This window comes from Herbaspirillum sp. 1130 (genome assembly GCF_017833835.1).
Classification (GTDB): domain Bacteria; phylum Pseudomonadota; class Gammaproteobacteria; order Burkholderiales; family Burkholderiaceae_D; genus Herbaspirillum; species Herbaspirillum huttiense.
In genome coordinates this window covers 268,481-290,063 of the sequence record NZ_JAFICQ010000006.1, presented here as the reverse complement: position 1 = coordinate 290,063, position 21,583 = coordinate 268,481, and the positions used below count along the sequence as shown (strand labels likewise).

Genomic DNA, 21,583 nt, shown 5'->3' with positions numbered 1-21,583 from the left:
CGGGGACCCTCCGAAGGAGGGCTGGCTCTTTGGGGTCGCCTTCTTTTGCTTACTTTTCTTGGCGAGACAAGAAAAGTGAGCGGCTGCCGGGCCGCCCCCGGCGCTCCGTTCCGACCGGAGAGGGAAAAGAATTAAGCTAGAGCGCAGGAAAGAAATCCGTGCAGACTACGCCAAAACCAAAGACAATCAAACCCCAGGATCCCGCACCTTCTCCACCTGATCAAACTCCACGTTATAGAACTCAGACCCGCGCAACTCAGCCTTGCGCATATAAACCGTCTGCACGATATCGCGAGTAGAAGCATCGATGGAAACCGGCCCCCGCACGCTCTCCCAGCTCATCCCTTTCATGGCAGCCAGCAGCTTCTCACCGTCCGCATCGCCCCCGGTTTTCTTGAGCGATTCGTAGAGCAGGTGCATCCCGTCATAGGCTCCTACGGAATGGAAGTTGGCGCGCATTCCCTTGTTGGCTTTGGCCATGGCATCGACATATTCCTTGTTGGCTGCAGAGGGATGCGCCGCCGAATAATGATGACTGCTCACCACATCCTTGGCAGCTGCGCCAATCCCCGCCATCAGGTCATCATCGAGCACATCGCCGGTACAAATCAATCGAATTCCGGCAGCCGCCAATCCCCGCTCGGTGAACTGCTTCAACACGGCAGCGCCTTCCCCGGAAGGTACAAAAACGAACAAAGCCTGCGGCTTGGCGTCTTTCACCCGCTGCAGGAAGGGCGCATAGTCCGGATTGCGCAAGGGCACGCGCACGCTTTCCATGACCTTGCCACCGGCCTCGGAAAAAGTCTTCACGAATACTTTCTCAGCATCCAGCCCCGGCCCGTAATCGGAAACAAAAGTCACTACACTCTTGATCCCGTTCTTTGCAGCCCAGGAGGCCAGCGGTGAAGTCACCTGCGCCAGCGTAAAGCCAGTGCGCACGATATAAGGCGAGCGCTGCGGAATGATCGACGTTGCCGCTGCCGTCACGATCATCGGCACCTTGGCCTGCGTCGCAATGGGCGCGGCCGCCAGCGCCAAGGGCGTCAACCCGAATCCCATCAGGACCTGCGCCTTGTCCCGCGCCACCAGCTCCTGCGCCAGCCGCTTGGTCACATCCGGAGAAACGCCGCCATCATCCTTCAACAGGATCTCCACCTTGCGCCCGGCCACGCTGTCGCCGAACTTCTGCTGATACAGCTTCACCGCTGCCTCGATCTGCCGCCCGGTCGAAGCAAACGGCCCCGACATCGGCACGATCAGCCCGACCTTCAACACCTCCGCTGCTCGCGCGACCAGAGGTGCGCCCATCGCAGCCAGCGCGGTTCCGGCCAGCACCAGGTGGCGGCGCCGGGTATCGATCATCTCGCTCATCATGTCTCCTCAGGTTTTAATTTGTATAAATGATTTACGACGCAGGACAATACTGCTTCAGAACATTACAGATCCAGCACCAGCAACGAACTGCGAGCCCGGGAACAGCAAGGCGTGAACTGATCATTGGCCGCCCTTTCCTCATCGGTCAGGTACTGATCACGGTGATCCGGCTCACCCTCCAGCACACGCGTGAGACAGGTCCCGCAGATGCCCTGCTCGCAGGACACCGGCACATCCACACCGTGTTCGCACAAAACCTGGATCACCGTGCGGTCGGCGGGAATGGTGTAGACCTGCCCGCTGCTGGCCAGCTTCACGTCAAACGCGCCATTGCCATCGGCTGTTACCGGCGCCGCACCAAAGTATTCGAAATGAACCTGCGACTCCGGCCAGCCGCGCGCCCGGGCAGTCTCCACCACATGCGCGATGAAGCCGGCAGGACCGCAGACGTAAAGATGGGTAGCCGGATCAGACTGTGACAGCAAGGCCTCCAGATCAAGCTTCTGCGCGGCATCACCATCGTCATAGTGATGCACCACGCGGTCCGCAAATCCTGACCCGGCAATGCGCTCGCGAAACGCCTGGCGTGAAGGCGAACGGGCGCAGTAATGCATTTCGAAAGACGCCCCGGAAGCCGCCAGCGCCTCGGCCATGCACAGAATGGGCGTCACACCGATGCCACCCGCCAGCAGCAGACTGTGCTGCGCCGGCACCAATGCAAACTGGTTGCGTGGCACGCCGATGGTGAGCAGATCACCAACCTTCAGCGCCTCATGCACCGCCACCGAACCACCGCGGGAATTGGCATCGCGCAATACACCGATCTGGTAGCGATGCTGCTCATGCGGCGCATTGCACAGCGAATACTGGCGCAGCAAGCCGCCCGGCAGATGCACGTCGATATGCGCACCGGCGGTAAAACCCGGCAAGGGCGCACCATCCACCGAGACCAGCTCCAGTCCGACGATGCCGTCGGCTTCCTCGCGGCGCGCCGCGACCTTGACCTGCAATGTCGTCATCGTCACTCCTCAGGCCGCGGCAGCCTTGCCGGATTCGGCTTCGCGCGCCAGCCACTTGTCCAGCACCTTGCGCGACTGCACCCCACCAGCATCGATGTTGAGCGCCAGCAGGCGGCGCTCGGGATACTTCAGCAGATTGGCCTGCTGCAGCTCCAGCATCTCGCGGTCCTCGCCGAAGATCTTGCCCTGCCCTTCGCGGATGGTATTGGTCAGCTCCTTGTCCTCAGGACGGAAGTGCCGCGCCATACCCCAGAAATACCAGTGCGACGTTTCAGTCTCGGGCGTGATGAAATCCACCACGATGGAAGAAGCCTTGTGCTCCGGCCCAGCCTCGTAACCGCCCTTGCCCGCATGCGCCACGCCCACTTCAATCATCACGTGGCTCGGTGGCGAGAAGCGGCAGATCTGCCAGCGATCCACCGGCACCTCATCGGCCAATCCATTGCCTCGCAAGGCCATGCGCCAGAACGGCGGCGGCATGATGTTCTCCATGAAGCGGCTGGTGATGACCTGTTCACCCTCCACCCGCGTATTGACCGGCGCTTCGTCAATCTCCTTCTGGCCGATGCTGGAGGCGTGCACATAAGTCTCGTGCGTGAGGTCCATGAGGTTGTCGATCATCAGGCGGTAGTCGCAGTTGATGTGATACAAGCCACCGCCATAGGCCCACTCGGGATTCTCAGCCCATTCCAGATGATGGATCTGCGCCGGATCGGCCTGCTCCTTGTCACCGGGCCACACCCAGATGAAACCGTAACGCTCCACTACAGGGAAGCTGCGAATGCAGGGGAAGCCGCGCACGCGCTGGCCCGGCATGCTGCGCGTCTGTCCATCACAACCCATCTCCAGGCCGTGATAGCCGCATACCAGCTGCCCTTCCCGCACGAAGCCCAGCGACAGCGGCGCGCCGCGATGCGGACAGAAATCCTCAACGGCGGCGACCTTGCCTTCGGCGCCACGATAGAACACGATCTTCTCGCCGCAGATCTGGCGGCCCAGGGGCTTGCTTTCGATTTCGTCGGGCGTGCAGGCGACGTACCAGGCATTCTTGGGGAACATGACGGTCTCCTTGGGTGAATTCCTCAACCGGCACCGGCCTTCCAAGGCCAGTGCCCTTCTTGATGGACTGCTCCAGCTTGTTCTTTTCCGCAGGCGGCTTGATCCAGATCCTGTCGGGTCTCGCATTTATCTGTTTTAATATTCAGTGCACTGAATGTTAGAAAAGTATCCGCCAATCCGCAGCGCAAGTAAACGCGCTGGCGGACTTTTTTCGTTGCGCGTTGCATCAATTGATTGAGGGAAAACGTCGCGGACCGTACACTGCCGCATCGCTGCCTTCACCTTGCAGCTCATCCATTGCCAGATTGCATCCGACTCCATCCGCCATGCCAGAGACCACGCCACCCAAGGACGAAAGCCAGCTCATCGATCTCTACGAGCACCCCGGCCACCTGTTGCGGCGGGCGCAGCAGATTTCGGTGTCGATCTTCCATGACGAAACCGGCGGCATCATTACCCCGGTGCAATACGCCATCCTGCGCATGCTGTCGAACCATCCCGGCATCGACCAGGTGAGCTTGTCGGGACTGGTCGCCATCGACACTTCCACTGGTGCCACGGTCTGCGCCCGGCTGGAAGAAAAGGGATTGCTGGTGCGCGAAGTCATTCCGCACAACCGCCGCCAGCGCGCCTTGCGCATCACGCAGGCCGGCGAAGCGCTGCTGGAAGAACTGATCCCCGGCCTGCAGCGCCTGCGCAAGCGCATCCTGGCGCCCCTCGATGAAGCCGAACAGCAACAGTTCATGCTGCTGCTGGACAAGCTGGTGCACGAGAACAATCCGCAGAGCCGTGCGCCGCTCGCGCGCTTGCGCGATCAGGATTGCCAGGAAGACTGAACGCTAGGCCACCGCTACCAGCCGATCGAGTGTCTCGCCATCGTCCAGCAGGCTCTGGCTGTCCGAGGCATGCACGATGCGGCCGCGATCCAGCACGATGGCCCGCTGCGTCAACGACAGCGCCATGCGGGCGTGCTGCTCCACCACGATCACCGACATCCCTTCTTCACTGACCAGGCGGCGGATCACCTTCAGCAGCTCCTGCACGATGATCGGGGCCAGCCCTTCCATCGGTTCATCCAGCAAGAGGATGCTGGGGCTCACCATCAGCGCGCGCGCAATGGCCAGCATCTGCTGCTCGCCCCCGGAGAGCTGGTTGCCCATGTTGTGGCGGCGCTCATGCAGGCGGGGAAAAATCGAATAAATCTTCTGCAAGTTCCATTTTCCGCCACGCTCCACCACCGTCAGGTGTTCCTCCACCGACAGCGAAGGAAACATGAAACGCTCCTGCGGCACCCAGCCCAGCCCGGCGTGCGCGCGCTTGTGGGTCGGCACGCGCGCAATGTTGCTGCCACGCCAGTGAATGCTGCCGCCATGCAGGCGCGTCAGTCCCATGAGCGTGATCAACAGGCTGGTCTTGCCCACGCCATTGCGCCCCAGCAGGGCCAGGCTCTCGCCTTCCTGCATCGAGAAGGACACCTCTTCCAGGACGATGGAGTCGCCATAACCGGCGCTCACCTTGTCCAGTGCCAGCAGATCAGGCATGTTCGGCCTCCCCCAGATAGACTTCCTTGACGCGCTGGTCAGCCGCAATCTCGGCCGGCGTGCCTTCCACCAGCACCTTGCCCCCGACCAGCACCGTGATGCGCTCGGCGAAGCGGAACACCAGCCCCATGTCATGTTCGATGAAGACGATGGTCACTTCACGCGGCAGCTGCGCAATCACTTCGAAGAGTTCGCGGCTTTCCGCCGAGGGAATGCCGGCGGCCGGTTCGTCCAGCAGCAGTACCTTGGGCTGCGTGGCCAGTGCCAGTGCAATCTCCACCAGCCGCTGCTTGCCATAGGCCAGGCTGCGCGTGATGCTGTTGGCTTCCTGCGCCAGTTTGAGCGATGTCAGCAAGGCCATGGCTTCGTCCACGACCTCGGTCTGGCTGGCCACGGTCTGGTACCACTTGTATTGCAGGCCGCGCCGCTCCTGGATCGCCAGGATCACCGACTCCAGCACCGTGAGTCCGGCGAAGAGCGTATTGATCTGGAAGGTGCGGGTCATGCCGCGCTTGACGCGTTCATGCTGTGCCAAGGCGGTGATATCCTCGCCACCGAACCATACCTTGCCCCCGCTGGGCGCAAAGCCGCCCGTGAGCAGATTGATGAAGGTGGTCTTGCCGGCGCCATTGGGACCGATCAAGGCGTGGCGGGCGCCGGGTGTGAAGGTCAGCGAGATATCGCTGTTGGCCACGAAGCTGCCCCAGCGTTTGCTCAGGCCTTCAGTGCGCAAGGTGGTATCGGCTGGATGCGGGCTCATGCGCGGCCTCCCTTGAAGAACTTGTCACGCAGCACCGCCAGCCCGCCGAGCAGGCCACCGCGCGCGAAGAGAACGATGACGATCAGCAGCAGGCCGATCCAGAATTGCCAGTAGGCCGGATTGAGTCCGGACAGGTAATCCTGCGCCAGCATGAAGACCAGTGCACCGACCAGTCCGCCATAGAGGCGGCCGGTGCCGCCCAGCACCAGGATGATGAGCAACTCTGCCGAACGTGGGAAACCCAGCACATCCAGCCCGACGAACTGCGTGGTCTGCGCCAGCAGGGCACCGGCCACACCGGCCACCGCAGCGGCCACGGTGAAGATGACGACAAGCCGGCGATTGACATCGGCGCCGATGGCCGGCATGCGGCGGCCACCTTCGCGGATGCCGCGCAGACCCAGCCCGAAGGGAGAATTCACCATCCGCCGCAGCACCACGAACAGCAGCAACAGCACCGCGAAACTGTAGCCGTAGGCCACGCGTCCGTTGAGGTCGAACTCGAAGACACCGAAGATCTTGCCCATCACCATGCCGGACAAGCCATCCACACCACCGGTGATGAAGGCCGCCTTGTTGGCCGCCTCGAACAGCATCAGGCCGATGCCCAGCGTGACCATCAGGCGCGTGAGGTCCGCTCCGCGCACCACCAGGAAGCTCACCAGGAAACCGGCGACAGCCGCCACGATGGCCGCCAGCAACAGCCCCGTGATCGGCTCGCCCCAGCCATGCACGGCCAGCAGCCCGGCCGTGTAGGCCCCCAGGCCGAAGAAGGCGGCATGCCCCAGCGAAACGATGCCGGCATAACCCAGGATCAGATCCAGCGAGACGGCGAACAGGCCCACGATCATGATCTGGCTGATCAGCACCAGGTAATCGGGGAAGAGGAAATACGCCGCCACCGGCGTCAGCCAGAAGAGGATTTCCAGCGGCGTCCAGCGATCATTGGGCAGGCGCAGGACCGGCTTGGCGGCCGCTCGGGTTGAAGTGCTGGTGCTGCTCATCCGCGCCTCCGCATCAGTCCGGCCGGGAACAGGATCAGCAACACCACCATCAGGCCATAGATGACGAAGGCGCCGATCTCCGGCACATAATATTTTCCGGCGACGTCGAACACGCCCAGGATCAGCGCGGCCAGCAGCGGCCCCTTGATGGTGCCGGCCCCGCCCAAGGCCACCACCAGCAGGAAGTAGACCATGTACTTGACCGGGAAGGTCGGGTCCAGCCCCAGTACGTCAATGCCCAGGCCGCCACCGAGACCGGCCAGCCCTGACCCCAGTGCAAAGGTCAGGCTGAACACACGGCTGACGTTGATGCCCAGCCCCGCTGCCGCCACCTGGTTGTCGACCGAGGCGCGGATCTGTGCACCGAAGCGGGTACGCTCGATCAGGAGGCCCAGCGCCACCGTCACGATCACCACCACGCCGATCAGGAAGACGCGATACGCCCCCACATCCAGCCCCAGCAACGAGACCTGTCCGCGCAGCCAATCCGGCAGCACCACAGGCTGCTGGGTCGGCCCCCATTGCCAGGTGGCCCCGGCCACAGCCATGAAGGTCAGGCCGATGGAAAACAGCACCTGGTCGAGGTGGCTGGCCTTGTAGAGACGGCGATAGAGGGAACGTTCGAGGATCAGACCGACCGCGGCGGCCGCGATGAAGGCCAGTGGCAAGGTCGCCAGGAAAGGAACGCCGATGCGATTGAGCAGCGTCACGCAGACATACCCGCCCAGCATGGCAAAGGCGCCGTGGGCGAGGTTGATGAAGTTCATCATCCCCATCGTCACCGACAGGCCCACGCTGATGAGAAACAGGAGGCTGCCGTAGGCAATGCCATCGAAGAGCACGCCAAGGAAGTTGCCTAGCATGGCACACCTCCCCGGCAAGGACGAGCGGGCGCAGCCGAACGCGGCGCGCAGTCATGATGCGAATGCATGATGCGGTTGGTCTCCTCTTCTGGCCTGCGGCTCTGTTTTTTTGTGGCCGCTTGGAAATCGATATAAATTATTTTTCTATTGTGCTGCGCCTGCCTCAATTCATGCTTGATCAATTTTCACGAAGACCCTTGCGATCTTCATGGATGGCGCGACACGGCTGCCCGGCCGCGCCATCCCGAACGCATCACACGCGCTCGATCACCATCGCGATCCCCTGCCCCACGCCGATGCACATGGTGCACAGCGCATAACGGCCACCGGTGCGTTCCAGCTGGTAGGTGGCAGTGGTCACCAGGCGCGCACCGCTCATGCCCAGCGGATGGCCGAGGGCGATGGCACCGCCGTTCGGATTGACGCGTGCGTCATCATCGGCCACGCCCAGTTCGCGCAACACGGCCAGCCCTTGCGAGGCGAAGGCTTCGTTGAGTTCGATCACGTCCATCTGATCAATCGTCATGCCCAGTTGCGCCAGCACTTTCTTGCTGGCCGGGGCCGGGCCCATGCCCATGATGCGCGGTGCGACGCCGGCCGTGGCCATGCCCAGGATGCGGGCGCGCGGCTTGAGCTGGTACTTCTCGACGGCATCGGCACTGGCCAGCAGCAAGGCGCAGGCGCCATCGTTGACGCCGGACGCATTGCCGGCCGTGACCGTGCCGTCGGGCCTGACCACGCCCTTCAGGCGGGCCAGCGCTTCCATGCTGGTCGCACGCGGATGTTCATCCTGGGTCACGGTGATCGGGTCGCCCTTCTTCTGCGGGATCACCACCGGCACGATTTCCTGTGCCAGGTTGCCATTGGCTTGCGCGGCGGCGGCCTTGGCCTGGCTGCGCACGGCGAACTGATCCTGGTCTTCGCGGCTGACCTTGAAATCGACGGCGACATTCTCGGCCGTCTCCGGCATGGCGTCCACGCCATACTTCTGCTTCATCAGCGCATTGACGAAACGCCAGCCGATGGTGGTGTCCTGGATCGCCGCCTGGCGCGAGAACGCGCTGTCGGCCTTGCCCATCACGAAGGGCGCGCGGGTCATCGATTCGACGCCACCGGCAATCATCAACTGCGTTTCACCGGACTTGATGGCGCGCGCAGCCGTACCCAGCGCATCCATGCCGGAGCCGCACAGGCGGTTGATGGTGCTGCCCGGCACTTCCTGCGGCAGGCCCGCCAGCAGCAGCGACATGCGTGCCACATTGCGGTTGTCTTCGCCGGCCTGGTTGGCGCAGCCATAGATCACGTCATCGACCGCCTTCCAGTCCACCTGCGGGTTGCGCTCCATGAGCGCGCGCAGCGGCACTGCACCCAGGTCGTCGGCGCGCACGTCCTTGAGCGCGCCGCCGTAGCGGCCGATGGGGGTGCGGATGGCGTCACAGATAAATACGTCTTTCATGCATTCCTCACAGCGATAACGATACGGGTCACGGAATCAGGCCGCCGGGCGCAGCGGTGCGCCGGTCAGTTCCTGCAATTGCGCAAAGGACAGGCCCTCGACAATCTCGCGCACCTGCAGGCCTTGCGGGGTCACGTCGATGACGGCCAGGTCGGTGTAGATGCGGTTGACGCAGCCGATGCCGGTGAGCGGATAGGAGCAGGCCTCCACCAGCTTGCTTTCGCCGGTCTTGGTCTGGTGGTCCATCATGACGAAAACTTGCTTGGCACCGATGGCCAGGTCCATCGCACCGCCCACGGCGGGGATGGCATCCGGTGCGCCGGTGTGCCAGTTGGCCAGGTCACCCTTGGCCGAGACCTGGAAGGCACCCAGCACGCAGATGTCCAGGTGGCCCCCGCGCATCATCGAGAACGAATCCGCGTGATGGAAGTAGGAACCGCCAGTCAGGAGCGTGACCGGCTGCTTGCCGGCATTGATGAGGTCTTCGTCTTCTTCGCCGGGGGCCGGGGCCGGGCCCATGCCCAGCACGCCGTTTTCGCTGTGCAGGAAAATTTCCTTGTCGGCCGGCAGGTAGTTGGCCACCTTGGTCGGCAGGCCGATGCCCAGGTTCACGTAGGCGCCCTCGGGGATGTCCTGCGCCACGCGGGCGGCGATCTCTTCACGGGTAAAGCGCTTCATTGCTGTGCCTCCTTGGTTTGCACGATCCGCTGCACGAAGATGCCGGGCGTGATGATGTTTTCCGGATCGAGCTGGCCCAGTTCCACCACCTCGGTGACTTGCGCAATGGTGACCTTGGCCGCCATCGCCATGATGGGACCGAAGTTGCGCGCCGTCTTGCGATACACCAGGTTGCCCCAGCGGTCGCCGCGCAGCGCCTTGATGAGCGCGAAGTCGGCATGGATGGGCGACTCCAGCACGTAGTGCTTGCCATCGATGAGGCGGGTTTCCTTGCCTTCGGCCAGCATGGTGCCGTAGCCGGTCGGGCTGAAGAAACCGCCGATGCCGGCACCGGCGGCGCGGATGCGCTCGGCCAGGTTGCCTTGCGGAGTCAGTTCCAGTTCGATTTCACCGGCGCGATAGAGCGCATCGAAGACATGGGAATCAGTCTGGCGCGGGAAGGAACAGATGATCTTCTTGACGCGCTTGGTCTTGAGCAGCGCCGCCAGACCCGTATCGCCGTTGCCGGCATTGTTGTTGACGATGGTCAGGTCGCGCGCGCCCTGGGCGATGAGCGCATCGATCAGGGCCGAGGGCATGCCGGCATTGCCGAAACCACCGATCATGATGGTGGCGCCATCATGGATGTCAGCCACCGCCTGCTCCAAAGAGTCAGAAATTTTATTGATCACGTTGCTCTCACTGTAGATGCGGCGCTTCCAGCTGCGCCTGCGGATTGCCTCGCTGCACTTGCAATACTTGCCGTTCAGCCAGGCGGTTGGGACTCGTCTCTGCCGGTGTGGACGGGCATTCCGGAGGTATTTGCAGCGTGACGTTTTCTGCACCAGAATGTTCGATCACCGAACTAATGTTTGATTTTCGCACAAAAAGAGTTTAGCGATCCGGCTTGACGGCCGTCAAGAAAAACCCGCAGGATGTGTTCGCTTGCCGCACAAAACGTTAAAATCCTGACGCACTGAGGTATGGCGGGAAATCCGAGCTGCCCCGCTGATGCATCGTCCTGAACCATCCGACCAGAGAGTCCATTCGCGCCCATGTCCACCGCCCCTGCTGCCAAGACCCGCAAGACCGCCGCCAAGAGCACCGCTGCCGTCAAGGACGCCAAGCCGCTCAAATCCGCCCCGGCCGCCAGCCGGCGCAGCAAGGCGCGGGACCCGGAGCAAGCCGCCAGCGCGCCCGAGGCTGAACGCGAGCTGACCATCGCCGAAGAAATCGATGCCCTCACCGACCCCAGCTTCATGACCTCGCTGGCCCGGGGCCTGGCGGTGATCCGTGCCTTCAGCGATTCGCGCCGCAGCCTGACCATCGCCCAGATCAGCCAGAAGACCGGCATCCCGCGCGCGGCCGTGCGGCGCTGCCTGCATACCCTGAAGCAACTCGGCTATGCCGATTCGGACGTCAACAATTTTTCGCTGCGCCCCAAGATCCTGACGCTGGGCTACTCCTATTTGTCGTCCACCCCGCTGACCGTTTCTGCACAGCCCTACCTGAACAACATCAGCCGCACGCTCGGCGAGTCCTGCTCGCTGGCCGTGCTGGACGACAATGAAGTGCTCTACGTCGCTCGCTCGGCCACTTCGCGCGTGATGTCGGTGGCACTCAATACCGGCAGCCGCCTGCCCGCCTACTGCACTTCGCTGGGCCGCGCCATGCTGGCGCACCTGCCGGATGATCAGCTCAAAGCCTACTTCGAGAAGGTCAAGCTGCGCGCCCTGACCGACAAGACCGTGGTGTCGCAAAAGCGTCTGCGCGACATCCTGGCCGGTGTGCGTGCGCAGGGCTATGCGGTCATCGATGAAGAACTGGAAGTCGGCCTGCGCTCCATCGCCGTACCGGTACGCGGCGCCTCCGGCAATGTGCTGGCCGCACTGAACGTGGGTGCACAGGCCGCGCGCGTGTCGGTGGCACAGATGGAAGAAGAGATCCTGCCGGTGCTGCTGCGTGGCGCACAGGAATTGTCCGTGCTGCTGCCGTAAAAAACAGGTCCGCACTCCCCACCGGGGAGGCGGACCGAAGACAAAAACAGACCCTGCCTTTGCCATGCTGCGGATGTCGGCGCACCCCTCGGATATCCGGGTGCGCCATCCTCCTCAAGACTGCTTTTCCATCACCGATCAGAATCAGAAGGTGTGACGGATGCCCGACATCACACCCAGCTGGTTCTTGCCCGCACCCACCGACCCGCCGGCATCGACGGCCACGGCCGACGTACCGCCGTTCTTGATGTAGCCCAGCGAAGTGTAGAGCGCCGTACGCTTGGACAGGTTGTAGGTCAGGCGTGCCACCGAGAGGGTGACATCGTTCGGGCTGTTCTTCACGTCCAGGCGCGAGACCTGCGCATCCAGCACCAGTGCGGTGGTCAGCGGATAGCTCACACCCAGGTAGTAGAGATCGGAATCGGTATTGGTGTTGTTGGCTGCGCGGGTACGGCGATCGACCACGCCGCCGCCGATCTTGACATCACCGATCATGAAGTAACCGTTCAAGGTGATGCGCTGATCGCTGTTGTCGCTGCTGGTGAGGCCACCGGAGGCGCCGGTGTTGCCATACAGGATGTCATAGGAGGAAGTCACGCCCCAGCCCTTGCCATCGTAGCCCAGCAAGCCCGTAACCTGGCGGCAGGCCTTGCTGTTGCCGGCCACTTCGCCGGCACAGTTGGTGGCGGCCGGACCGCCGGTGGCCGAGCTGTCGCGTCCGAAGCTGTAGGTCGCGCCCAGCGTGAAGCCGCTGAAGCTGCCGAGGTAGCCGATGGAATTGTCGCTGCGGGCATTGGGCAGATAGGGGTCGATGCTGCCGATGGCGAAGATGTTGGGACCCATCACGTCCGTCTTGAGCTGCGAGATGTAGGTCATGTTGATCTGGCGGCCCAGGGTGACCTGGCCCCAATCGCTCTTCAGGCCCACATACGACTGGCGCCCGAAGATGCGGTTACCCTGTCCCATGGCGCCGGTGTCGGGAGCAAAGCCGCTTTCCAGCACGAATATTGCCTGCAGTCCGCCGCCCAGATCTTCCGTACCACGGAAGCCGATGCGCGACGGGAAGCTGCCCGTCAGCGACGGCATCTTGAAGACCGAATTGCCGTTGGCATTGGCGTTGGTGGTGTAGACCACGCCGGTATCGATGATGCCGTAAATGGTCACCGAACTCTGCGCCATGGCCGAGCCCGCCGCACCCGCGGTCATTGCACATGCGGCAGCGGCCAGGGCCACTGCACGCAGGGTGGTTGTTCTTGTCATTGCCATCTCCTCCTGATTTCATTGAATGGTGAATGGCCGGCTCGCTGCCGGCGCACGCCCTCCTCCAGGCGCACGCCAGCGATTCGCTGCTCGCCGGCCGGGTGACTTCCCTTGATGTCAGTCCCTTCGATTACCTCAACTGCCTGTTGCGAATTCCCGTCGCCGACGCGGCATCTTCCGGAAGCGCGGGCAAAAACACCCCCTGCCCCATGGTCAACGCCATCGGCATGGGTGTTGCTGCGGCGTTTTCCACGCCACTTTGTAAATGCGAGTTGGTCGATGCCGACTAGCGGACATCGCAGAATGAAGCGTCTCGTCTCTGGCTTGTTTCTTATTTTTTATAACTTTTATTAGCCGTTCGGTAACCGCACATCGGTTTGTTTACCGAACGGATGGTGCGATACTATTGTCGGCACCGACGCTTTGTCAACAAGGCGAGCCAAGGAAGGGAAAACGATACGTCGTCCGTCCGCAACAGTCGGACCGGCGATGCGACAATCAGGACGGCAGCAGAACCGCCCGCGCAGCATCGCTCACTACAATCACAAAGGAGACTGAAAAATGAGGTTGAAAAAACTCGCAGGATTGGCCGTGATCACGGCCTCCGTCAGCTTGCTGACATCGCTGGCGCACGCTCAGGAAACCATCAAGGTCGGCCTGATCGCCGCCTTCTCCGGACCCTTCGCCGATTACGGCAAGCAGATGGAAGGCGGCATCAAGGCCTACATGGCGCAGCATGGCGACACGGTCGCCGGCAAGAAAATCCAGGTCATCATCAAGGACACCACCGGTCCCTCGCCCGAGATCGCCAAGCGCCTGGCACAGGAACTGGTGGTGCGCGACAAGGTGGATTTCCTGGCCGGCTTCGGCCTTACGCCCGAGGCGCTGGCGGTAGCGCCCATCGCTGAACAAGCGAAGAAGCCGATGATCGTCATGAACGCGGCCAGCTCAGTCATCACCACCAAGGCCAGCTACATCGCGCGCTTTTCGATGACGCTGCCGCAGGTCTCGGGCCCCATGGCGACCTGGGCGCTGAAGAACGGCATCAAGCGCGTAGTCACGCTGGTGGCCGATTACGGGCCGGGCATCGATGCCGAGACCGCCTTCAAGACCAACCTGCTGGGCGGTGGCGGCCAGGTCCTGGAATCGATCCGCGTGCCGCTGCGCAATCCTGAGTTCGCGCCCTACATCCAGCGCATCAAGGATGCCAAACCGGAGGCCGTCTTCATCTTCGTGCCGGCGGGCGAACAGGGCATCGCCTTCATGAAGGGCTATCGCGAACGCGGACTGGCCGAGGCCGGCATCAAGGTCATCGCCACCGGCGACCTGACCGACGACCACGTGCTGCCCGCCATGGGCGACTCGACGCTGGGCGTGATCACCACCTTCCACTATTCGGCCGCGCATGATTCGCCGGAGAACAAGGCCTTCCTCAAGAGCTTTGCTGCCGCCAATCCGGGGGCGGGCCGTCCCAACTTCATGGCCGTCGCGGCCTACGACGGCATGAACGCCATCTACGAGGTCAGCAAAAAGCTGAACGGCAAGATCGATGGCGACCGTGCCATGGCCATCCTCAAAACCATGAAGTTCACCAGCCCGCGCGGCCCCATCGCCATCGACCCGGCCACGCGCGATATCGTGCAGACGGTCTACGTCCGCAAGGTGGAGAAGGTCGGCAGCGAGGTCTACAACGTCGAATTCGACAAGTTCGAAAACATGAAGGACACCGGCAAATAATCGCCTGTCGATACTCCATGGAAACGCCGGTGATGCAGTGCACACCGGCGTTTTTCTTTGAGCCGCCGGCAGCCATGCAGGTTGGCGCGCCATCGGTCACCGACACGTCATCGTTGCGACGCGATGCAGCAATTCCTGCTGCATGCCTCGACACATTTTTCGTTCGTTAATCGCCCGCTTTTACTTTGTTCGCACAACATGAAAGTCACATGGGGCTTGCGTTTACCTCCACTTTACTTATACTGAATAAACGTTATAACTTATAACTAATTCAAACGCCGACCACGGCATGACCAGAGACAGCATGAACCAGCCCAGCGACCTCCTCGACATCCAAGTACATGGCGCGATCGCCGAGATCGCGCTCAACCGCGCCGCCAAACGCAATGCCCTCAACGATCCGCTGGTGCGCGCCATCCGCGACTGCTTCCAGGATCTGCCGGAGGGCGTGAAGGTGGCCATCATCCACGGCATCGGCGAACACTTCTGCGCCGGCCTTGACCTCTCCGAACTGCGCGAGCGCGACACCACCGAATCCCTGCATCACTCACGCATGTGGCATGCGGCCTTCGAGCAGATCGCCTTCGGCCGCGTACCGGTGATCGCGGTACTGCATGGCGCAGTCATCGGCGGCGGACTGGAGCTGGCCTCGGCGGCCCACATCCGCGTGGCCGAACCGAGCGCCTTCTACGGCTTGCCGGAAGGACAGCGCGGCCTCTTCGTCGGTGGTGGCGGATCGGTGCGCATCTCGCGCCTGATCGGCGTGGCCCGCATGGCGGACATGATGCTGACCGGCCGCGTGCTGACGGCCGAAGAAGGCCACCAGGCCGGCATCTCGCAATACAGCGTGGCCGCCGGCACCGGTCTGGACAAGGCCCGTGAGCTGGCCGAACGCATCGCCCGCAATGCGCCCATGACCAACTACGGGATCATGCACGTGCTGCCGCGCATCCATGACCAGTCGATCCAGGATGGGCTGATGACCGAATCGCTCATGGCCGCCGTGGCCGGCAGCGATCCCGATACCAAGGGCCGCCTGGCGGCTTTCCTCGATCACAAGCAGAACAAGGTCAAGCCGACCTGAGCACGACCGCAACGAACAAAGCATCGCAGAAGAATCGGCCCTGCATGGCCGGACAAGAGCCACCACAGCGGCCAGCAAGTCAGTAATACAGCGCAAGACCACAACAACACACCTGCCCGGCCACGACCGGGCGGGTGACACAACAGAGACATGTATGAACACTCCTCCTCGCTATCGCAGCTTCAGGTTCGGCATCGGCGGCGTTGACGTCGTGCCGGGTGCTGAGGGCATCTCCATCGTCAAGACCCGGCAGCCGCTGGGCGACTATCCCGCGCGCCTGACCGACAAGCTGATCCACTGGGCCACCGTCGATCCCGACCGCACCTACATGGCCCGCCGCGACAAGGATGGCCAATGGCGCCGCATCAGCTATGGCCAGGCCCTGCAAAGCGCACGCCGCATCGGCCAGGCGCTGCTGCAGCGCGGACTCTCGGCCGAGCGCCCGCTGCTGATCCTGTCCGAGAACGACCTCGAACACGCCATGCTGGTGCTGGGCTGCCACTATGCAGGCGTGCCTTATGCGCCGGTATCGTCGGCCTATTCGCTGCTCTCCAAGGATTACGCCAAGCTGCGCCATGCGGTGCAGTTGCTCACGCCCGGTCTGATCTTTGCCGCCCATGGCGAGAAGTTTGCCGCGGCCGTCAATGCGGTGGCACCTGACATCGAATTCGTGGTTACCGAAGCGCCGCCTGCCGGACGCGAATGCACGCTGTATGCGGAACTGGAAGCCACCCGCGCAGGCGATGAAGTCGAGCGTGCCTACGCCGCCACCGGTCCGGACACCATCGTCAAGTTCCTCTTCACCTCGGGCTCGACCAAGATGCCCAAGGCGGTCGTCAACACCCAGCGCATGATGTGCAGCAACCTGCAGATGATCGTGCAGACCTTCCCCTTCCTGGCCGAAGAGCCGCCCATCCTGATCGACTGGCTGCCCTGGAACCACACTTTCGGTGCCAACCACAACGTGGGCATCGTGATCTACAACGGCGGCACCATGTACATCGACGAGGGCAAGCCCACGCCGCAAGGACTGGCCACCACCCTGGCCAACCTGCACGAGATTTCGCCGACCGTGTATTTCAACGTGCCGGTGGGCTGGGAAGGCATCGCCCACGCGCTGGAGAAAGACCAGGCCCTGCGCGAAAAATTCTACAGTCGCCTGCGCATGCAGTTCTATGCCGGTGCCGCCCTGGCGCAACCGGTGTGGGACAAGCTGCACGCCACCGCCGAAGCCACCTGTGGCGAACGCATCGTGATGTGCTGCGGCCTGGGCATGACCGAGACCTCGCCTTCGGCGCTCTTCGTGGCCGACCTGGAAGTGCAGGCCGGACAGATCGGCATCCCCACGCCGGGCATGGAAATCAAGCTGGTCCCCAATGGCGACAAGATCGAGATCCGCTATCGCGGCCCCAACGTTACCCCGGGTTACTGGCGCGCGCCGGAACAGACGGCCGAGGCCTTCGATGAAGAGGGCTACTTCCGCTCGGGCGATGCAGTGCGCTGGCTGGACCCGGCCCATCCGGATCGCGGCTTCATGTTCGATGGCCGCGTGGCCGAGGACTTCAAGCTCTACACCGGTACCTGGGTCAGCGTCGGCCCGCTGCGCGCGCTGATTGCGCATGAAGGTGCGCCCTATCTGCAGGATGCCGTCATCACCGGCCAGGACCGCAATGAAGTGGGCATGCTGATCGTGCCCAACATCGAGCGCTGCCGCCAGCTGGCGCGCCTGCCTGCGGAGGCCTCGCGGGCCGACGTGCTCAATGCGGCTCCGGTACGCGATTTCTTCCAGGGTCTGCTGGAACGCCTGCAAACCCATGCCACCGGCAGTTCAACCCGCGTGGCGCGCGCGCTGGTCCTGATCGATCCGCCGTCCTTCGACCGTGGCGAAATCACCGACAAGGGTTCCATCAATCAACGCGCAGTACTGACGCATCGCGCCGCCCTGGTGGAGGCGCTCTACGCCGGCACCGACCCGGCCGTGCTGACCGCACAGGCCGCGCTCTCCCCCGCTCACTGAGGAAGCAACAGACATGGCACAAGCAGCGTTCTATTCCGGCTTCAAGGACATCTGGCTCGTCGGCGGCGTGCGTACGCCCATGGTGGATTACTGCACCAGCTTCAGCCAGCTCTCGCCCACCGACATGGGCATCAAGGTGGCGCGCGAAGTACTGGCCCGTACCGGCATCGCCGCGACCGACATCGGCTCGGTGGTGGCCGGCAACATGGCGCCGGGCGATGCCTACCAGTACATGCTGCCGCGTCACATCGGCCTGTATGCAGGCGTGCCGATCACTACGCCGGCCATCATGGTCCAGCGCATCTGCGGCACCGGCTTCGAACTGATCCGCCAGGCCGGCGACCAGATCGAGCGCGGCTACACCGAGACCGCGCTGATCGTGGGCAGCGAATCGATGACGCGCAATCCGATTGCCGCCTTCGGCCATCGCACCGGCTTCAAGCTGGGCGCACCGGTGGAATTCCAGGACTACATGTGGGAAGCGCTGGTCGATCCGGCCCCCGGCATCACCATGCCGCAGACCGCGGAGAACCTGGCGAAAAAATATGGCATCACCCGCACCGAGGTCGATGAATACGCAGCGTATTCCTTCGAGCGCGCGCTCAAGGCACAGGCGGCCGGCTTCCACGCGGGCGAGATCGTTCCGGTCGTCAACGAGACCTTCCGCCTGGATGGCTACAACGATCGTCACATCAAGCTGCAGGGCAAGATCAGCGAAGCCGCCACCGACACCCATCCGCGCCCTTCGCCGGTAGAGGTGCTGGCCAAGCTGCGCACGCTCTACCCGGATGGCGTACAGACCGGTGGCAACTCCTCGGCGCTGGTCGATGCAGCGGCCGCCACCATCGTCGCCTCGGGCGATTACGTACGCCGCCATGACAAGCAGCCGCTGGCGCGCGTCGTCGCCGCCGCTGTGGCCGGTGTGCCGCCGGAGATCATGGGCATCGGCCCGGTGCCGGCCATCCGCACCCTGCTCGAACGCAATGGCCTGACGGTGGCCGACATCGGCTGCTTCGAGATCAACGAGGCGCAAGGTGCACAGATCGTGGCGGTGGAACGTGAGCTGGGGATCGACCGCGACAAGCTCAACGTCAACGGCGGTGCCATCGCCCTGGGCCATCCGCTGGCCGCGACCGGCGTGCGCCTGTCGATCACGGCCGCGCGCGAGATGAATCGCCGGGGTGCGCGCTACTGCGTGGCATCGGCCTGCATCGGCGGCGGCCAGGGCATCGCCCTGCTGCTGGAAAATCCTTCGGCCTCCCACTGATCCGCTCATTCGACAAGGACACATCTCATGCAACTGCAAGGACAAGCCGCCCTGGTGACGGGCGGCGCCTCCGGACTCGGTGCCGAGACCGCGCGCCAGCTGGTCCAGGCCGGGGCCCGCGTTTCCATCCTGGACGTCAACATGGAAGCCGCCCAGGCCCTGGCCGATGAACTGCGCTGCCACGCCGCGCGCTGCGACATCACCGACAGCGCGTCGGTGGAAGCGGCTCTCGATGCAGCACAAGAGGCCAACGGCGCACCGCGCATCCTCATCAACTGCGCCGGCATCGGCGGTGCCAAGCGCATGGTGGGCAAGGATGGCAGCCCGATGCCGCTGGAAGATTTCAGCCGCATCGTCAACGTCAACCTGATCGGTACCTTCAATGTCATTCGTCTGACTGCCGCGCGTATGGCCGCGGCCGAGCCGCTGGCCGAGGGTGAACGCGGCGTGATCGTGGCGACCGCCTCGGTCGCGGCTTTTGACGGGCAAGTCGGGCAAGCCGGCTATGCGGCGTCCAAGGGCGGCATCACGTCCATGACCCTGCCGCTGGCACGTGATCTGGCGCAACACGGCATCCGCGTGGTGACCATTGCACCGGGGCTGTTCCTCACGCCCCTGCTCTACAAGCTGCCGGAAGAAGTGCAGCAATCGCTGGCCTCGTCCATCCCCTTCCCCAAGCGCCTGGGCAAGGCCGAGGAATATGCACAGCTGGCCTTGCATATCGCCACCAATCTATCGCTGAACGGCGAAGTGATCCGGCTCGATGGCGCATTGCGCCTGGCACCGCGCTGAGCACCGAGGAGAACGCATGAGCAAGACCATCATTCATCCGGTACGCGTGGAATTCGGCGATTGCGATCCGGCCGGCATCGTGTATTTCCCCAACTTCTTCCGCTGGTATGACGCGGCCTCGCGCAACTTCTTCCATGAATGCGGCGTGCCACCCTGGCGTGATACGGAAAAGACGCGCGGCATCATCGGCACGCCCGTGGTGGACATCAGTTCGCGCTTCGTGCGCCCGGCCACCTATGGCGACCGCATCGAAGTGCATTCCACCATCGTCGAATGGAATGACAAGACCTTCGTCATGAAGCACGAGATCAAGCGCGATGGCGAACTGCTGTGCGAAGGCCGCGACGTGCGCGTCTTCGCCATTCGCCATCCGGAGGATCCGGCGCGCATCAAGGCCATCCCCATTCCGGAAGACATCAGGGAGATGTGCAGTTAAGCAATACGGCAGCAAGCGAGAGGCGGCAACAAGCCGCCTCCGCCCACATCGAGCATTCGAACCATAACTACAAAGGAGACGGAGATGAAAACCAAACTGGCAATCAAGGCAGGGGTACTGGCAGCGATGCTGGCCTGTGCAGGGGCCGCACAGGCCGAGCTGACCATCGGCGTGGTGATGTCGCTGACCGGTCCGGGCTCGGGCCTGGGCATTCCGGCCAAGAACGGCTTTGCCCTGTGGCCGGAGACCATCGGCGGCGAGAAGGTCAAGCTGATCATCCTCGACGATGCCACCGATCCCACCCAGGCCAGCAAGAATGCGCGCCGCCTGGTGGCCGAGGACAAGGTCGACCTGCTCATCGGTTCGGCCGCGGTGCCGCCCACGCTGGCCGTAGCCGACGTGGCGCTGGAATCGCAGACGGTGCAGCTGGCCATCTCCCCTATCGAGACCGCTGAAGGAAAAGACGCCTGGACCTTCCGCCTGCCGCAATCCACGGCCGTCATGGCCGGTGGCGTGGTGGAGCAGATGAAGAAGATGGGCGTGAAGACCATCGGCTTCCTCGGCTACTCCGACTCCTACGGTGAAAACTGGCTCAAGGAAGTGCAGCGCCTGGCCACCGCCGCCGGCATGAAGATGGGCACGGTGGAGCGCTTCTCGCGGGCCGACACCAGCGTGACGGCGCAAGCGCTGCGCGTGGTCAGTTCCAATCCGGATGCGGTGCTGGTGGTGGCCTCGGGCAGCGGTGCGGCCATGCCGCACAAGGCGCTCATCGAGCGCGGCTACAAGGGCAAGATCTTCCAGACCCACAGTGCCGCCTCGCGCGACCTGATCCGTCTGGGCGGCAAGGATGTGGAAGGTTCCTACGTCATCTCCGGCCCGGCCGTGGTGCCGGAGGCGCTGCCTGACAGCAATCCTTCCAAGAAACTGGCGATGGATTTCGTCACGCGCTACGAGAAGCAGTTTGGCGCAGGTACCCGCAACCTCTTCGCGGCCCATACCTATGACGCGCAGCTGGTGCTGCAGAAGGTGGTCCCGGAAGCGCTGAAGAAAGCCAAACCCGGCACCCCCGCCTTCCGCGCCGCCTTGAAGGAGGCGCTGGAAACCTCCGGCCCGATCCAGATCTCGCAGGGCACGCTGAACTACTCGGCCAAGGATCACTTCGGACTGGGTGACGATGCGCGCATCATGCTGACCATCCAGAACGGCAACTGGAAGGCGGTCAATCCGTAATCCGCCTGTCCTGTCCGCGCGGCGGCGCGA

At 63.2% G+C, this 21,583-nt stretch carries 21 protein-coding genes; 10 read left to right on the top strand and 11 right to left on the bottom strand.

Translation table 11 applies throughout. The annotated features are described in order from the left end of the window. Positions 1 to 186 precede the first annotated feature (186 nt). The 3 genes from JOD78_RS25555 to JOD78_RS25545 all read right to left on the bottom strand — a co-directional run bounded on the left by JOD78_RS25555 (position 187) and on the right by JOD78_RS25545 (position 3,452). Positions 187 to 1,371 carry an ABC transporter substrate-binding protein gene (locus JOD78_RS25555; RefSeq protein ID WP_209569261.1) on the bottom strand — a complete coding sequence of 395 codons (1,185 nt, stop codon included), beginning with the start codon at positions 1,369 to 1,371 and terminating at the stop codon, positions 187 to 189. A 65-nt stretch (positions 1,372 to 1,436) separates the two neighbouring features. Continuing rightward, positions 1,437 to 2,393: a PDR/VanB family oxidoreductase gene (locus JOD78_RS25550; RefSeq protein ID WP_134134501.1), complete on the bottom strand. Its 957-nt coding sequence runs from the start codon at positions 2,391 to 2,393 to the stop codon at positions 1,437 to 1,439. A 9-nt stretch (positions 2,394 to 2,402) separates the two neighbouring features. Then, a complete protein-coding gene (locus tag JOD78_RS25545) occupies positions 2,403 to 3,452 on the bottom strand; it encodes an aromatic ring-hydroxylating dioxygenase subunit alpha (RefSeq protein ID WP_034336186.1) in 1,050 nt (349 codons plus the stop codon). A gap of 326 nt (positions 3,453 to 3,778) precedes the next feature. Here JOD78_RS25545 and JOD78_RS25540 point away from each other — a divergent pair, with 326 nt between their 5' ends. Next, positions 3,779 to 4,288: a MarR family transcriptional regulator gene (locus JOD78_RS25540; RefSeq protein WP_134134500.1), complete on the top strand. Its 510-nt coding sequence runs from the start codon at positions 3,779 to 3,781 to the stop codon at positions 4,286 to 4,288. 3 nt (positions 4,289 to 4,291) lie between these two features. On the opposite strand, the gene JOD78_RS25535 is transcribed toward JOD78_RS25540, so the two are convergent. The 7 genes from JOD78_RS25535 to JOD78_RS25505 all read right to left on the bottom strand — a co-directional run bounded on the left by JOD78_RS25535 (position 4,292) and on the right by JOD78_RS25505 (position 10,425). Continuing rightward, positions 4,292 to 4,993: an ABC transporter ATP-binding protein gene (locus tag JOD78_RS25535; RefSeq protein WP_034336193.1), complete on the bottom strand. Its 702-nt coding sequence runs from the start codon at positions 4,991 to 4,993 to the stop codon at positions 4,292 to 4,294. After that, on the bottom strand, positions 4,986 to 5,753 hold the full coding sequence (locus JOD78_RS25530) for an ABC transporter ATP-binding protein (RefSeq protein ID WP_134134499.1): 768 nt from the start codon (positions 5,751 to 5,753) through the stop codon (positions 4,986 to 4,988). Before JOD78_RS25530 ends, JOD78_RS25535 begins: the two co-directional genes overlap by 8 nt. Continuing rightward, positions 5,750 to 6,757 carry a branched-chain amino acid ABC transporter permease gene (locus tag JOD78_RS25525; RefSeq protein ID WP_134134497.1) on the bottom strand — a complete coding sequence of 336 codons (1,008 nt, stop codon included), beginning with the start codon at positions 6,755 to 6,757 and terminating at the stop codon, positions 5,750 to 5,752. The genes JOD78_RS25530 and JOD78_RS25525 overlap by 4 nt, the downstream gene beginning before the upstream one ends. Further along, positions 6,754 to 7,620: a branched-chain amino acid ABC transporter permease gene (locus JOD78_RS25520; RefSeq protein WP_134134496.1), complete on the bottom strand. Its 867-nt coding sequence runs from the start codon at positions 7,618 to 7,620 to the stop codon at positions 6,754 to 6,756. Before JOD78_RS25520 ends, JOD78_RS25525 begins: the two co-directional genes overlap by 4 nt. Before the next feature lie 253 nt (positions 7,621 to 7,873). Beyond that, the gene (gene pcaF, locus JOD78_RS25515) at positions 7,874 to 9,076 is read right to left on the bottom strand and encodes a 3-oxoadipyl-CoA thiolase (RefSeq protein ID WP_034336216.1); all 1,203 of its coding nucleotides are present in this window, start codon (positions 9,074 to 9,076) and stop codon (positions 7,874 to 7,876) included. A 36-nt stretch (positions 9,077 to 9,112) separates the two neighbouring features. Then, complete coding sequence (locus tag JOD78_RS25510) at positions 9,113 to 9,754, bottom strand: CoA transferase subunit B (protein ID WP_088756063.1); 642 nt, start codon at positions 9,752 to 9,754, stop codon at positions 9,113 to 9,115. Then, entirely contained in the window at positions 9,751 to 10,425 is a 675-nt protein-coding gene (locus JOD78_RS25505) for a 3-oxoacid CoA-transferase subunit A (protein ID WP_034336231.1), read from the bottom strand. Before JOD78_RS25505 ends, JOD78_RS25510 begins: the two co-directional genes overlap by 4 nt. A gap of 363 nt (positions 10,426 to 10,788) precedes the next feature. Here JOD78_RS25505 and JOD78_RS25500 point away from each other — a divergent pair, with 363 nt between their 5' ends. After that, entirely contained in the window at positions 10,789 to 11,730 is a 942-nt protein-coding gene (locus JOD78_RS25500) for an IclR family transcriptional regulator C-terminal domain-containing protein (RefSeq protein ID WP_121045761.1), read from the top strand. A 144-nt stretch (positions 11,731 to 11,874) separates the two neighbouring features. Here the strand turns inward: JOD78_RS25500 and JOD78_RS25495 are convergent, their stop codons facing one another. Beyond that, entirely contained in the window at positions 11,875 to 12,990 is a 1,116-nt protein-coding gene (locus JOD78_RS25495; RefSeq protein ID WP_121045760.1) for a porin, read from the bottom strand. Between the two features lie 32 nt (positions 12,991 to 13,022). On the opposite strand from JOD78_RS25495, the gene JOD78_RS25490 reads away from it, so the two are divergent. The 8 genes from JOD78_RS25490 (at position 13,023) to JOD78_RS25455 (ending at position 21,553) form a co-directional block, all read left to right on the top strand. Beyond that, entirely contained in the window at positions 13,023 to 13,280 is a 258-nt protein-coding gene (locus JOD78_RS25490) for a hypothetical protein (protein ID WP_209569263.1), read from the top strand. 271 nt (positions 13,281 to 13,551) lie between these two features. Beyond that, positions 13,552 to 14,727, top strand: a complete 1,176-nt coding sequence (locus JOD78_RS25485) for an ABC transporter substrate-binding protein (RefSeq protein ID WP_209569265.1) — start codon at positions 13,552 to 13,554, stop codon at positions 14,725 to 14,727. Between the two features lie 304 nt (positions 14,728 to 15,031). Next, on the top strand, positions 15,032 to 15,811 hold the full coding sequence (locus JOD78_RS25480) for a crotonase/enoyl-CoA hydratase family protein (protein WP_121045758.1): 780 nt from the start codon (positions 15,032 to 15,034) through the stop codon (positions 15,809 to 15,811). A gap of 154 nt (positions 15,812 to 15,965) precedes the next feature. After that, entirely contained in the window at positions 15,966 to 17,828 is a 1,863-nt protein-coding gene (locus JOD78_RS25475) for a feruloyl-CoA synthase (RefSeq protein ID WP_121045757.1), read from the top strand. A gap of 13 nt (positions 17,829 to 17,841) precedes the next feature. Beyond that, on the top strand, positions 17,842 to 19,095 hold the full coding sequence (locus JOD78_RS25470; RefSeq protein ID WP_134134492.1) for a thiolase family protein: 1,254 nt from the start codon (positions 17,842 to 17,844) through the stop codon (positions 19,093 to 19,095). Positions 19,096 to 19,122: 27 nt separating this feature from the next. Next, positions 19,123 to 19,887, top strand: coding sequence for an SDR family NAD(P)-dependent oxidoreductase (locus tag JOD78_RS25465; RefSeq protein WP_121045755.1), 765 nt, complete (start codon positions 19,123 to 19,125; stop codon positions 19,885 to 19,887). A gap of 16 nt (positions 19,888 to 19,903) precedes the next feature. Beyond that, positions 19,904 to 20,323, top strand: coding sequence for an acyl-CoA thioesterase (locus JOD78_RS25460; protein WP_039783928.1), 420 nt, complete (start codon positions 19,904 to 19,906; stop codon positions 20,321 to 20,323). 84 nt (positions 20,324 to 20,407) lie between these two features. Then, positions 20,408 to 21,553 carry an ABC transporter substrate-binding protein gene (locus tag JOD78_RS25455; RefSeq protein ID WP_121045754.1) on the top strand — a complete coding sequence of 382 codons (1,146 nt, stop codon included), beginning with the start codon at positions 20,408 to 20,410 and terminating at the stop codon, positions 21,551 to 21,553. Positions 21,554 to 21,583: the final 30 nt, after the last annotated feature.